The sequence below is a fragment of the Bradyrhizobium sp. WSM4874 genome (assembly GCF_055811835.1).
The window spans coordinates 147,789-160,157 of the sequence record NZ_JBVVPR010000015.1 but is presented as its reverse complement, the minus strand read 5'-3'; the positions used below and the strand labels follow the sequence as shown (position 1 = coordinate 160,157).

Annotated in this window: 13 protein-coding genes and 1 pseudogene; 6 read left to right on the top strand and 8 right to left on the bottom strand. The window is 63.6% G+C overall.

Annotated elements, in window-relative coordinates; all coding sequences use genetic code 11:
* Positions 1-141 (top strand): annotated as a pseudogene (locus tag AC0L3P_RS18070) (IS5/IS1182 family transposase); the annotation flags it as partial.
* 118 nt (positions 142-259) lie between these two features.
* Here the strand turns inward: AC0L3P_RS18070 and AC0L3P_RS18065 are convergent.
* From AC0L3P_RS18065 to AC0L3P_RS18045, 5 genes are all read right to left on the bottom strand, one after another.
* Positions 260-1,642 (bottom strand): aspartate aminotransferase family protein, encoded by a 1,383-nt coding sequence (locus AC0L3P_RS18065; protein ID WP_473303479.1) that lies wholly within the window; start codon positions 1,640-1,642, stop codon positions 260-262.
* A 158-nt stretch (positions 1,643-1,800) separates the two neighbouring features.
* Complete coding sequence (locus AC0L3P_RS18060; RefSeq protein ID WP_473303477.1) at positions 1,801-1,971, bottom strand: hypothetical protein; 171 nt, start codon at positions 1,969-1,971, stop codon at positions 1,801-1,803.
* Positions 1,972-2,001: 30 nt separating this feature from the next.
* A complete protein-coding gene (locus AC0L3P_RS18055; protein ID WP_275167174.1) occupies positions 2,002-2,565 on the bottom strand; it encodes an isochorismatase family protein in 564 nt (187 codons plus the stop codon).
* A gap of 25 nt (positions 2,566-2,590) precedes the next feature.
* The gene (locus AC0L3P_RS18050; protein WP_275167175.1) at positions 2,591-3,211 is read right to left on the bottom strand and encodes a GNAT family N-acetyltransferase; all 621 of its coding nucleotides are present in this window, start codon (positions 3,209-3,211) and stop codon (positions 2,591-2,593) included.
* Positions 3,198-3,815, bottom strand: a complete 618-nt coding sequence (locus AC0L3P_RS18045; RefSeq protein ID WP_275167176.1) for a hypothetical protein — start codon at positions 3,813-3,815, stop codon at positions 3,198-3,200. Before AC0L3P_RS18045 ends, AC0L3P_RS18050 begins: the two co-directional genes overlap by 14 nt.
* 71 nt (positions 3,816-3,886) lie before the next feature.
* Here AC0L3P_RS18045 and AC0L3P_RS18040 point away from each other — a divergent pair, with 71 nt between their 5' ends.
* Positions 3,887-4,927: a LysR family transcriptional regulator gene (locus tag AC0L3P_RS18040; RefSeq protein ID WP_473303472.1), complete on the top strand. Its 1,041-nt coding sequence runs from the start codon at positions 3,887-3,889 to the stop codon at positions 4,925-4,927.
* A 79-nt stretch (positions 4,928-5,006) separates the two neighbouring features.
* Here AC0L3P_RS18040 and AC0L3P_RS18035 read toward each other — a convergent pair whose 3' ends face one another.
* Positions 5,007-6,149 (bottom strand): autotransporter outer membrane beta-barrel domain-containing protein, encoded by a 1,143-nt coding sequence (locus AC0L3P_RS18035; protein ID WP_354055079.1) that lies wholly within the window; start codon positions 6,147-6,149, stop codon positions 5,007-5,009.
* Between the two features lie 378 nt (positions 6,150-6,527).
* On the opposite strand from AC0L3P_RS18035, the gene AC0L3P_RS18030 reads away from it, so the two are divergent.
* A complete protein-coding gene (locus tag AC0L3P_RS18030) occupies positions 6,528-6,734 on the top strand; it encodes a cold-shock protein (RefSeq protein WP_007591938.1) in 207 nt (68 codons plus the stop codon).
* 96 nt (positions 6,735-6,830) lie between these two features.
* On the opposite strand, the gene purN is transcribed toward AC0L3P_RS18030, so the two are convergent.
* Positions 6,831-7,484 carry a phosphoribosylglycinamide formyltransferase gene (gene purN / locus AC0L3P_RS18025; protein WP_275167179.1) on the bottom strand — a complete coding sequence of 218 codons (654 nt, stop codon included), beginning with the start codon at positions 7,482-7,484 and terminating at the stop codon, positions 6,831-6,833.
* A 14-nt stretch (positions 7,485-7,498) separates the two neighbouring features.
* Positions 7,499-8,572 carry a phosphoribosylformylglycinamidine cyclo-ligase gene (purM, locus tag AC0L3P_RS18020; RefSeq protein ID WP_275167180.1) on the bottom strand — a complete coding sequence of 358 codons (1,074 nt, stop codon included), beginning with the start codon at positions 8,570-8,572 and terminating at the stop codon, positions 7,499-7,501.
* A 155-nt stretch (positions 8,573-8,727) separates the two neighbouring features.
* Here purM and AC0L3P_RS18015 point away from each other — a divergent pair, with 155 nt between their 5' ends.
* The 3 genes from AC0L3P_RS18015 to AC0L3P_RS18005 all read left to right on the top strand — a co-directional run bounded on the left by AC0L3P_RS18015 (position 8,728) and on the right by AC0L3P_RS18005 (position 12,362).
* Positions 8,728-9,270 carry a CDP-alcohol phosphatidyltransferase family protein gene (locus tag AC0L3P_RS18015; RefSeq protein WP_027569696.1) on the top strand — a complete coding sequence of 181 codons (543 nt, stop codon included), beginning with the start codon at positions 8,728-8,730 and terminating at the stop codon, positions 9,268-9,270.
* A gap of 94 nt (positions 9,271-9,364) precedes the next feature.
* On the top strand, positions 9,365-10,042 hold the full coding sequence (locus tag AC0L3P_RS18010) for a P-loop NTPase family protein (protein WP_354055085.1): 678 nt from the start codon (positions 9,365-9,367) through the stop codon (positions 10,040-10,042).
* Between the two features lie 127 nt (positions 10,043-10,169).
* On the top strand, positions 10,170-12,362 hold the full coding sequence (locus AC0L3P_RS18005) for an RNA degradosome polyphosphate kinase (protein ID WP_354204551.1): 2,193 nt from the start codon (positions 10,170-10,172) through the stop codon (positions 12,360-12,362).
* Positions 12,363-12,369: the final 7 nt, after the last annotated feature.

Below are 12,369 nucleotides of genomic sequence, written 5' to 3'. Positions count from 1 at the left end.
GACGCCGCCAACGTCGTGCTCTCAGCAGTCGGCCACAACTTCCGCCGTATCCTCGCCTGGCTCAGAGAACTCTTGTGCCTCTTCCTGATCCAGCTATCGCATACGCTTGCCTGTCCGCTCCCGCTCAATTCGGCTTCTTAACGGACGACTACCGAACGACCGATCTTCGCCAAACCACTCCCTGTGGTGATGGGTCCTGGCTTTCGCCAGGACGACACCGAGAGTGCGGCGGATCGCTCCGCCTGCACTGACGTTTCCCTTACGCCGGCGTCAGCTTCGCCACTTCGCCCTTCATGTCGTCGAGTACGCCTGATATCGCCGTAACCAGCTCGTCGATCTGGGCCTTGGTGACGATCAGCGGCGGGCAGATGGCGATGGCGTCGAGCATGTTGCGCGAGATCACGCCGCGCTCCTGCAGCATGCGGCTGGCCATGCCGCCGGCGGCGCCCGGCGTTGTCGCTGCGGTCTTGCGCGCCTTGTCGAGTACCAGTTCGATCGCTGCGATCATGCCGACGCCTCGGACTTCGCCGACCAGCGGATGGCTGGTGAGTTCACGCAGCTTGCCTTGCATGTAGCCACCGAGTTCGGCGGCGTGCGCAACCAGGTCCCGCTCCTCGATGATCTTCAAATTCTCCAGCGCAATCGCCGAGCCGACCGGATGGCCGCCCGCGGTGAAACCATGGCCGAGCACGCCGATCTTGTTGCTCTCATCGGCGATCGGTTCGAACATGCGATCGTTCATCATGATGGCCGACAGCGGGAAATAGCTCGAGGTGATCTGCTTGGAGACCACGATCGCGTCGGGCTTGATGCCGTAGGTTTCGCAGCCGAACATCTTGCCGGTGCGGCCGAAGCCGCAGATGACCTCGTCGGCGACCAACAGGATGTCGTACTTGTTCAAAACCTTCTGGATCTTGTCCCAATAGGTTGCCGGCGGCACGATGACGCCGCCCGCGCCCATCACCGGCTCGCCGAAGAACGCCGCGATCGTGTCGGGGCCTTCCTTTTGGATCAGCGCATCGAGCTCCTCGGCTCGCCGCGTCGCGAAGGCTTCCTCGCTCTCGCCGGGCGCGCCGTCCTTGTAGAAATGCGGCGAGCCCGTGTGCAGGATGTTCGGGAGCGGCAAGTCGAAAGAGCGGTGGTTGTTCGGCAGGCCGGTGAGGCTGGCGGACGCAATGGTGACGCCGTGATAGGCGCGCATCCGGCTGATCACCTTCTTGCGCTGTGGTTGGCCGAGCGCATTGGAGCGATAGGCAATCAACTTCAGAACGGTGTCATTGGCCTCCGAGCCCGAGTTGGTGAAGAACACCTTGCTCATCGCAACCGGCGCGAGCGCGACCAGCTTCTCGGCGAGATCGATCGAGGGCCCGTGCGATTTGGCGGAGAACGTGTGATAGAACGGCAGCGCCTGCATCTGCTTGTGCGCAGCCTCGACCAGCCGCTTCTCGTTGAAGCCGAGCCCGACGCTCCACAGGCCTGCCATCGCCTCGAAATAGCGCTTGCCCGAGGCGTCGAACACGTAAGGGCCCTCGCCGCGTTCGATCACGAGGGGACCGGCCTGCTGATGGGCGCGCGCGTTGGTATAGGGATGGAGCTGATAGGCCACATCCCGGGCCTCTTGCGAATTGGGTAGCATGGACATTTGCAGGCATCCTTGAAAGCGTCACGTCGCCGGCGCGGCCGGCGTCATCACTCGATGATCCAGCTCCTTGGCTATTGCCACCGCGCAAAACTTGCAACGTCAATCCGTGGGCGGCAAGCGCTCAGCAGCGTTGCACAAAGCCGCACATCGGGAAGCCGTCACGCCGCGCCGTCGTCATTCCCCTCGTTATCGGCGGCAGCGGCCTCCCGCACCTCCACCAGTGCCATCGAGAGCAGATACACCGTCGTGGGCAGACCAAGACGGCGCGCCGCCTCGGCGGCATGCGACAGGTCGCTTGCCAGCTCCTCGAGCTGATCTCCCCGTGACAATGTCCCACTCCATCCGTCGATCGCGGCCGCCTACACCGCAACGGCGCCGCTGGTTCTGATCAGTTCGGCGCTGGACTGGATTGTAGCAAAATTCCCGATCACATTCACTACCGCATGCTTGTAGGCGGCAGCATCGCCTGTCCCCGGCTGCCGGCAGGCCACCGCGTCGGCCACTATCTGGTAGCGATGGCTGCGGTGAAACCCGTCGATAGCGGTGGCCAGAATGGTTTCATCCAGGGAAAAGCCCGCGAGCACGCAACGGACATTGCGGATATTGGACATGTAGTCCACAAACCGCGACGAGCTGTAGGCCGACGGCAGCGGGTGCTCGAACGTCATTTCTCCCGGCCGCGGCTTCGCCTCCGCGATCCAATCGGTCAGCCTGGATGCCGGATTGAACCAGGCCGCCTGCGCGATGCGCTTCAGGTGCATCACCGGCCAGAGATTGACGCGCCACAGCGTCAGCATTTCCACGCAGCGCGCCGTGGCGTCATCGCCGTCGAGGATGACGTGGCGACGTCCTGGGGTCAGGTATTCGACCTGGAGATCCGCGCAGACCAGGATCGGCGGATCGTCGGTGATGGAAACCAGCATGGTTTTGCGCGCAGCTGCACCAGTTTCAACGGCCGGCGAGCGCGACGTCCCGCAGCGGCGACGTCACGGCCCGTCCTGCCGAGGCGTCGAGCACGCCCGGCCGGTCCCAATCGCCCTCGGGGCGGATGATCACGTACGGATCGCTGTCCAGCGTAATGGCATCCGGGCCCGGTTCGATCTCCAGCAGCATTTCCGTGTAGGAGAAGTCGGAGAAAGTGATCTTGCGATTGTGGCCAAGCGGCTTGGCGCCGAAATGGGCCCAGAAATCGACCAGACGGTCCTGCGCCTGGCCGTAGATCTTGCGAAAGCCCTTGCGCTTCACATAGTCGACGCTCGCCTGTACCAGCTTGAACGAGACGCGCGAGCGCCGATATTGGTGCCGCACCGCAAGCCGTTCCACCTTGGCGAAATCGCCGAAGAACCGCACCCTCAGACAGCCCGCAGGCTCGTTGCCGACATAGCCGATGAAATGCGCGGCGACCATGTCGTTGCCGTCGAACTCCTCATCGAACGGGCAATCCTGCTCGGCGAGATAGACGGCTGAGCGGATCGAGGTGACCAGCATGAGATCGCTGAGATCGCGTGCGAGGCGAACGGTGATGGCGCGGGAATCGGGCTTCGCGAGAGGAATCCTAGTACCGTGCATCTGCAAAACTCCTTGCTTGAATGATCGCGCCGGGCATGCGCATCGGCTGCCGATGCCAAGGCCGCTCGTAGCACCACAGATCGGGTTGGAAGCTTGGAACAGGCTCGAAGCCTGTCGCCTTCATGATGTCGCGTCCGGCCACGGTTGACGGCTGCGCATAGCAATCCGAGTTGCGAAACCTTAGCTGTCTCAGATGAGCCGCGGCTTTGCCGAGACCGGCGACGCCGCGCCCCGTCGCCGCGATCGCCCAGATGTAGATGGCGGAAACGTCCTCGTTCGCGGACGCGAGATGGCGCGTCTCCGGCGCGGTGAGGCAGATCTCGTCGAGCAGCAGCGCATCATGCCCGCGATCATTGAGAAACAGGAAAGCCATTCCGCCGACGAGGTTGCCCTTCCGGCTGAAAGTCAGGATGCTGTCGGGATCGAAGGCGAAATATTTTGCAAGCTCAGCCGCCCCGATCCGAACGCCCGGCACCAGCCGGTGCGCCAACTGCGAAAGCGCGGCTATTTCGGAAAATTGGGCGCGACGGACGTCGACATCCGGACTGAGCGGCAGCGCGTCGAAATCATGCCTTGCGGCAAACGAGCCCCTTTCCATACCCATGTCACCCCTCTATCGTTCGCGGCTTTCGTGCCCCGCTATGACAAAGAGCTTAGCGGCTGGGGATCAGGCGTATGCAGCAGTTATTGCACCGGGGTGCTGCGATGATGCAGCACCGTGAAGAAGCCCTGGACATGTCCTGGGACGATTTGAAACTGTTTTTAGCTTGCGCAAAATATAAAAGTTTCCGCAACGCCGCCGAAGAGCTCGGGCTCACCTCCACCACCCTGATGCGCAGGATCGACCGGCTCGAAGAGAGCATCGATTGCAAGCTGTTCCTGCGCGACCAGAGCGGGCTCACGCTCAGCGACGAAGGCAGCGCGATGATCGCCGACGTCGCGCACATGGAGCGTCATGCCTTCAACGTGTTCCGGCGTGCCTCGCGATCGTCCAATGACATGTCAGGCACCGTACGCGTCGCGGTGACGGAAGGCCCCGGCAATTTCTGGATCCTGCCGCGACTGATCGACTTCCAGAAGACCTATCGCAAGATCACCGTCGACCTGCGCTGCGCGATGGAACAGGCCGATGTCGCGCGGCTCGAATCCGATATCGCGATCCAGCTCGAGCCACCGACCAATCCCGATCTGATCGTCGCCAAGCTCGGCCGGCTGCACATCTATCCGTTCGTCTCCAAGGAGTACGAAAACCTCTACGGCGTGCCCGCGAGCCTGGCCGAGCTGAAGAACCACCGCATCATCAAGCAGAGCGCCCCGCAGGTCGACGACGGCGCTTATGCCCGCGTACTCGGACTTAAGTCGCTCGAGGGCATCGTCGGGATCAAGACCAATTCCTCGGTCGGCGTGCTCTACGCAGTGGAGCGCGGCGCCGGCATCGGATTCCTGCCGACGGTCTCGATCGCGCTCGGCGCCCCGCTCATTGCCGTCGATCTCGGCGTCAGCCACCACGCCGATCTCTGGCTCACCTATCACAAGGAGTTCCGCACCTCCGAGCGCCACAAGATCGTGGTCGACTGGCTGAAGAAAATCTTCGATCCCAAGAACCATCCCTGTTTCCGCGACGAGTTCATCCACCCGAACGCGCTTGCGCCGATGATGACGGCCGCGCGCGAGGGCTTTGGATTGACGGGATATGTCGCGGCAATGCCGACGTAAAGCTTGAGCGTGATTTTTTCGGAAAACCGCTTCGCGGTTTTCCGGATCCTACTCTGGGCGGACGTGGGCAGGCTTCGCCTCACCAACGATATTCGAAGCCGACCGTGCCCTGATGCGACATCAGTTCGTTGCGGAACTTGCCGTCGTAATTGACGTAGAGCCGCGCCGTGTTGGTCAGGCTGAGCGAGGCCGAGGCGCCGGCATCCATGCCGTAGCGGCTCTCGCCGATGCCGGGCACGACGATGCTCTGGGTCCCGAGGCTGACCTGCACCGATCCCAGGTCCTGATGGAAATTGTCGACGAACTTGCCATAGGCGGACAGGTCCAGGATCTTCTGGTCGAAGATGAAGTAGCGCCCGATCTCGGCTCCGATCATGACACGCGCGCGCGAGAGCGCCGTCGAGCCGACATTGAGTGGATCGAGGCCGCCAACCTCCTGGAATGCGACGCTGGTGGCGCGGACATATTCCAGTGCGCCCTTGGGCACGATGCGCATCTGGTCCTTGGTCCAGTAATAGCTGATCTCGGTCAGCGCGCCGTCAACTGCGGCGCGATAACCCGCGGTCGCCAGTCCCAGGCCGGTGTCCCGGCTGGAGCGGACCTTGCCGAAGCCGTGCACCACCGCGAACGCCCAGGTCCAGGGACCCTTGTCGACCGAGCCGCTGAAGCCGAGTTGCGTCAGGTCCAGCGTCGCGGACTGAAGTGCGAGCGGCACGTTGATGTCGGTGTGGCTCTGGTCGACGGAGAAGCCGAGATTGACACCCGGCGCGAGCCGCGCGCCAAGACCTGCGACACCGCCAAACGTCTTCCGCTTGTCGCCGACAAAGTCTCCTTGCGCATCCGTCCGAACCGTGATGCCGTAACCCTCGAACCAGGTGCGGTAGCGCGGGTCTTCCGTGCTCGCCGACGCGCCGCCGCCGCCGGGATTGGTCCGGAACGCCCGGTTGACGCCGCCAGATGCCTGGTTTCCGAGCCGCTCCAGGAAATTCGAGCCGAGATTGAGCGAGCTGTTGCCGGCCGACTGGTCGTAATTGGTCGCGGTCGGCATCGGCGTCGGTGACGGCGTGGGTGTCGGGGTCGGCGTGGGCGTCGGGCTTTGCGCAAAGCCTGATGTCGTCGACAGCACCATGATGAGCGCAAACGCCACGGCAGCCGCGATCCGGCGGACGCGGTTCAGCCTGATCGCCTGCCGTGTCTCTGAGGGCTGCGACGTGCAGCACATGGCGACAAATCCCGAAGCAAAGGGCGGCGCGCAAAAATGCAACAGGAGCGGCGCACGCGTGCCGCGATTTGTGCCGAACTGTTACTGAGGGTCAACCGGCTGGCGCGTCAAGGCAAAGGCATTGCTTTCGATTGTGGTTCCGCGGCCACAGGTCGCAAATTGCGGACGGGCAGTCCGGTCGGACTCTTGAAATTCGCGCGCGGCTTGCTAACGGGCGATTTTCATGTTGCAATATCGGACACAATCGGAATTGGCCGCTCGACTGTGCGTTTCGCGACATTGAGACTCAAGACTCGAACAGACTACCGGATGCCCGTTTGTGGCGTGGCACGCGAAAAGCGGCCGCGTCGTTTTTGTATCTAGCGGAGGAGACTGAGGATGCCGCAAAAGGGCACCGTCAAATGGTTCAACCCGACCAAGGGCTATGGGTTCATCAAGCCAAACGGCAGTGACAAGGACGTCTTCGTCCATATCTCCGCCGTCGAGCGCGCCGGACTCTCGACCCTCAATGAAAATCAGGTGGTTGAATACGACCTCGTGGAGAACCGCGGCAAAGCATCCGCGGAGAACCTCAAGGTCTCCTGATTTCTCTCGCGGTCTGCGCAAGAGATCATGACGTTGCCCCCGGCTCTGCCGGGGGTTTTTGTTTGGGATGAGACGTATTCCGAGTGCGATGGCGCTTCACCGCACCAACGGCGCTATCAGAAAATTCTCCGACGGCCCGCCGCCCGCGGTCTTGCAGACATCGCCCTCGATCTGGACCTTGCCGGTCGCGAGCAGGCTCAGTGCTGCGGGATAGATGCGGTGCTCGACTTCGAGGATGCGCTCCGACAGCGTGTCCGCCGTGTCGTGGTCGCTGACGGGAACCGCGCCCTGCATCACGATTGGGCCGGCGTCGGTCTCGGGGATCACGAAGTGCACCGTCGCGCCGGAGAGCTTGACGCCGGCGCGCAACGCCTGGCCGTGTGGGTCGAGACCGGGGAACGACGGCAGCAGCGAGGGATGGATGTTGAGCATCCGCCCGTACCAGGCCCTGGTGAACTCGGCCGTGAACAGCCGCATGAAGCCGCCGAGGCAGATCAGCTCGATACCGTGCTGATCGAGCGCTGCTTGCAGCACCTTCTCGAAGCCGGCGCGGTCCTTGCCGAATGGCTTGCTTTCGATCACCAGTGTCTTCACGCCGCTCGCTTTGGCCCTTTCCAGCCCCAGTGCGTCGGCCTTGTTCGAGATGACGAGCGAAATCTCCGCCGGAAAATCCGGCGCGGTCGCGCCCTTGATCAGCGCAGCCATGTTGGAGCCGCGGCCGGAAATCAGGATGGCGACGCGGCGTTTCATCACAGCGCCGGTCATTACAGCGCCAAATCGAGATGGCCGTTATAGACGACGCGGTGCTCGCCCTCGGCCGGGATCACGGTACCGAGCTGGGCCACGGTCTCACCGGCATCGGCGAAGACCTCCACGACCTCGTCGACCTTGTCCGGTTCGACGATCGCGATCATGCCGATCCCGCAATTGAAGGTCCGCAGCATTTCGAGTTCGGCGATGCCGGCCTGCGCGGCCAGCCATTTGAACACCGGCAGCACTGGCAGACGCGCCAGATCGATACCCACGCCGAGATGCTTCGGCAGCACGCGCGGAATGTTGTCGGTGAAGCCGCCGCCGGTGATATGGGCAAGCCCCTTCACCGCGCCGGTCTCGCGGATCGCGCGCAGGCAGGATTTGACGTAGAGCCGCGTCGGCGTCAGCAGCGCGCCGCCGAGCGTCATGACGGGCGCAAACGGCGCCTGCGCTCCGAAGCCGAGGCCCGATTGTTCCACGATCTTGCGCACCAGCGAGAAACCGTTGGAGTGCACCCCCGACGAAGCCAGCCCGATCACGGCATCGCCGGCGGTGATGTCCTTGCGCGGCAAGAGCGTGCCCCGCTCCGCGGCACCGACGGCAAAGCCGCCGAGGTCGTAGTCGCCGTCCTTGTAGAGGCCGGGCATCTCGGCCGTCTCGCCGCCGATCAGGGCGCAACCGGATTCGCGGCAGCCTTCGGCGACACCGGCGACGATCGACGCGGTCGCCTCCGGATCGAGCTTGCCGCAGGCAAAATAGTCCAGGAAGAACAGCGGCTCGGCGCCCTGCACCACGAGGTCGTTGACACTCATGGCGACGAGGTCGATGCCGATCCCGCCATGCAGGCCGGTCTCGATCGCGATCTTGACCTTGGTGCCGACGCCATCGGTCGCGGCCACCAGGATGGGGTCCTTGAAGCCGGCGGCCTTGAGGTCAAACAGGCCGCCAAAACCGCCGATTTCGGCGTCGGCGCCAGCACGCGCGGTGGCGCGCACCATCGGTTTGATCAGGTCGACCAGGCGGTTGCCCGCGTCGATATCGACGCCTGAATCGGCGTAAGTGAGGCCGTTTTTGCGGTCGGTCATGCCCGATTTCCAGTGGGTTTGCGGCTGGTTACGTCGAATTCCGGGGACACGCAATGGCTCGCATGGCGCGCCTCCGTATACTATGTAGAGATATCAACCGGTTCAGCCTCCAAAGGGCCGAATTCGAGGTCAGGCCGGGTGCCGGGAAGCGCCGTGTGAGTATACCGAACATCATCACTCTGGGCCGCATCATGCTGGTCCCGATCATCGTCTGGGCCATCGTGTCGAGCCAAATGGAGGTGGCGTTCGCCGTCTTCCTGATCGCCGGTATCAGCGACGCGGTCGACGGCTTCCTTGCCAAGCGCTTCAACATGACCAGCGAGCTCGGCGCCCTGCTCGACCCGCTCGCCGACAAGGCGCTGCTGGTCTCGATCTACATGGCCTTGGGCATCTGGGGCGCGATTCCGCGCTGGATCGTCATCCTGGTGGTCTCGCGCGATATCATGATCGTCGCTGCCGTGATCATATCTTGGCTGTTCGACCGCCCTGTGGAGATGAAGCCCTCGAAGGTATCCAAGCTCAACACTGTGGCCCAGGTGGCGTTCGCGGCGCTGGTGCTGGCCGCCCTCGCCTTCGGCTTCAAAGCCGGTCCTTATGATATCATCCTGATGGGCCTCGTCACGGTCTTCACGCTTTCCTCCGTATCGCTCTATCTCGTCGAGTGGTTGCGGCACATGAGCACGATCGAGGCCAAATGAGTTGGGAAGCGGCCCCGCAAAGGACCAACTCCCGCTCGATTAAGTCGCATCTCTTGAAACGAAGCCGGCCCCGCCGGCACGGAGCAAAGCAAGCGTGCCAGGCCGCGTTCATCCCCGACAATTGGCGTTTTCGCTTCCGCATGCGGAGAGCCTGAGCCGGGACAATTTCCTCGAAGGCCCCGTCAATGCCGCCGGTCTTGCCCTCATCGACGCCTGGCCGGAATGGCCGAACCGGATCATGTGGCTGGCCGGCCCGGAAGGAAGCGGCAAGAGCCATCTCGCCGCGATCTGGGCCGAGGCCTCAGGCGCCCGCTCGACCACGGCCAATGGGCTGACCGCCGAAGCCGTCCCGGCTGCGCTCGCCACCGGCGCGCTGGTGGTCGAGGATCCCAAGGCCGGGGAATTCGACGAGCGCGCCCTGTTCCATCTGATGAATCTGGCCCGCGAGGACGGCGCCTACGTCCTCTTCATCGGACGCGAGGTGCCCGCATCTCTCGAGATCGAGCTCCCTGACCTGCGCTCGCGGCTCCGCGCCGTCCCCGTTATCTCGCTGTTGCCGCCTGACGACCAGCTCTTCCGCGGCCTGATCGTCAAATTCTGCGCCGACCGCCAGCTCGCGGTGGACGAGAGCGTGGTCAGCTACCTCGCCACTCGCCTGGAGCGGTCCTCGGCCGCCGCCCGACGGGCTGTGGACCTGCTGGACAGCGAGGCCCTGCGCCTCGGCCGCCCCGTCACCCGGGCCTTGGCCGCCGAGCTGCTCCGGGATGTCTGACAAGGCGGCTTGACGCGGCCGGACGGCGGAACATCAATGTCATCGAAACGTCATCGCTCTAACACATGCTCCCGCGGGTTTTGCGCGTAAGTCGCAAATTGGGGCGAACTGGATGGACCGACTTCTGATGGATTCTGCGCAAGCTGTTGAAGTTAAAGAAAAAGCTCCGGAAGCCGAAGGCCCGCCGGCGATCGCCTCGAACCCCGAGCGGTTCATCAATCGCGAGCTCTCCTGGCTGCACTTCAACCGCCGCGTCCTGGAGGAATCGGTCAATCCCAGCCACCCCATGCTGGAGCGGGTGCGATTCTTGTCGATTTCAGCGAATAATCTCGACGAGTTCTTCATGGTCCGCGTCGCCGGCATCAAGGCCCAGGTCCGCGAGGGCATTGCCGAGCGCAGCCCCGACGGTCTGACGCCATCCGAGCAGCTCGCGCTTATCAACCGAACCGTCTCGCAGCTTGCCTCCGACCAGCAGGCAATCTGGCGCGACCTGCGCGGCACGCTCGCCGACGAGGGCATCGTGCTGGTCGAGGGCAAGGAGGTCACCAAGGCGGAACGAACCTGGGTCGAGGACTACTTCCTCAGCAACGTGTTCCCGTTGCTGACACCGCTCGCGATCGACCCCGCCCACCCCTTCCCGTTCATTCCGAGCCTCGGCTTCACCATCGCGCTCCAGCTCACGCGCGCCGCCGACGGCAAGCAGATGAACGCGCTGATCCGCATGCCCGGCAAGATCGACCGCTTCATCCGTCTGCCAGCTGACGGCAAGGTCGTCCGGCTGATCTCGCTGGAGCAGGCCACCGCGCTGTTCATCAACCGCCTGTTCCCCGGCTACAATCTGCACGGCCAGGGCGCCTTCCGTGTCATCCGCGACTCCGAACTCGAAATCGAGGAAGAGGCCGAGGATCTCGTCCGACTGTTCGAGACCGCGCTGAAGCGCCGCCGCCGCGGCTCGGTGATCCGGCTCGAGATCGACGCCAAGATGCCGGAGCAGCTGCGCAACTTCGTGCAGCACGCGCTGTCGACCGCCGACGACGAGGTGTTCCTGGTCGACGGCGTGCTCGCCATGAACGAGCTCTCGCAGCTCACCCGCCTCGACCGGCCCGATCTGGAATTCACCCCTTATGTGCCGCGCCATCCCGAGCGCGTGCGCGAGCAAGGCGGCGACATCTTCGCCGCGATCCGGCAGAAGGATCTCGTCGTCCATCACCCCTACGAATCCTTCGACGTCGTGGTGCAGTTTCTCCAGCAGGCGACGCGCGACCCCGACGTCGTCGCCATCAAGCAGACGCTCTACCGCACCTCCAGCAACTCGCCGATCGTGCGCGCGCTCGTGGAAGCCGCCGAAGCCGGCAAATCGGTCACCGCGCTGATTGAGCTGAAGGCGCGCTTCGACGAAGAGGCCAACATCCGCTGGGCACGCGACCTCGAACGCGCCGGCGTGCAGGTCGTCTACGGCTTCCTCGAATTGAAGACGCACGCGAAACTCTCGATGGTGGTGCGGCGCGAGGGCGGAAGCCTCACGACCTACGTCCACACCGGCACCGGCAACTACCACCCGGTGACCGCGCGCATCTACACCGACCTCTCCTACTTCACCTCGGATCCGACCATCGGCCGCGACGCCGCGCGCGTGTTCAACTTCATCACCGGCTACGCCGCGCCGAGCGACCTGGAAAAGATGGCGGTCTCGCCGCTGACCTTGCGCAAGCGCATCATCGAGCACATCCAGGGCGAGACCGCGCATGCGCGGCACGGCCGGCCCGGTGCGGTCTGGATGAAGATGAACGCGCTGGTCGACCCCGACATCATCGACGCGCTCTACGAGGCCTCACAGGCCGGCGTGCAGGTCGAGCTCGTGGTGCGCGGTATCTGCTGCCTGCGACCTGGCATTCCCGGATTGTCTGAGAACATTCGCGTCAAGTCGATCATCGGACGCTTCCTCGAACACGGCCGAATCTACTGCTTCGGCATGGGCCAGGGCCTGCCGAGCGCGAAAGCGGCTGTGTATATCTCCTCAGCCGACATGATGCCGCGCAACCTCGACCGCCGCGTCGAGGTGCTGTGTCCGCTGCAAAATCCCACGGTGCATCAGCAGGTTCTCGAACAGATCATGGTCGCCAACCTCAAGGACAACGAGCAGAGCTGGCAATTGTTGCCGGACGGGTCCTCAACGCGTATGAAGACCGCGAAGGGCGAGGAGCCTTTCAACGTCCACAACTACTTCATGACAAATCCGAGTCTGTCTGGCCGTGGTAAGTCGCTCAAGGAATCCTCGCCGCGCCGCCTCACGCGCCGTAATGAACGTCATCAATCCTGATCCGGGA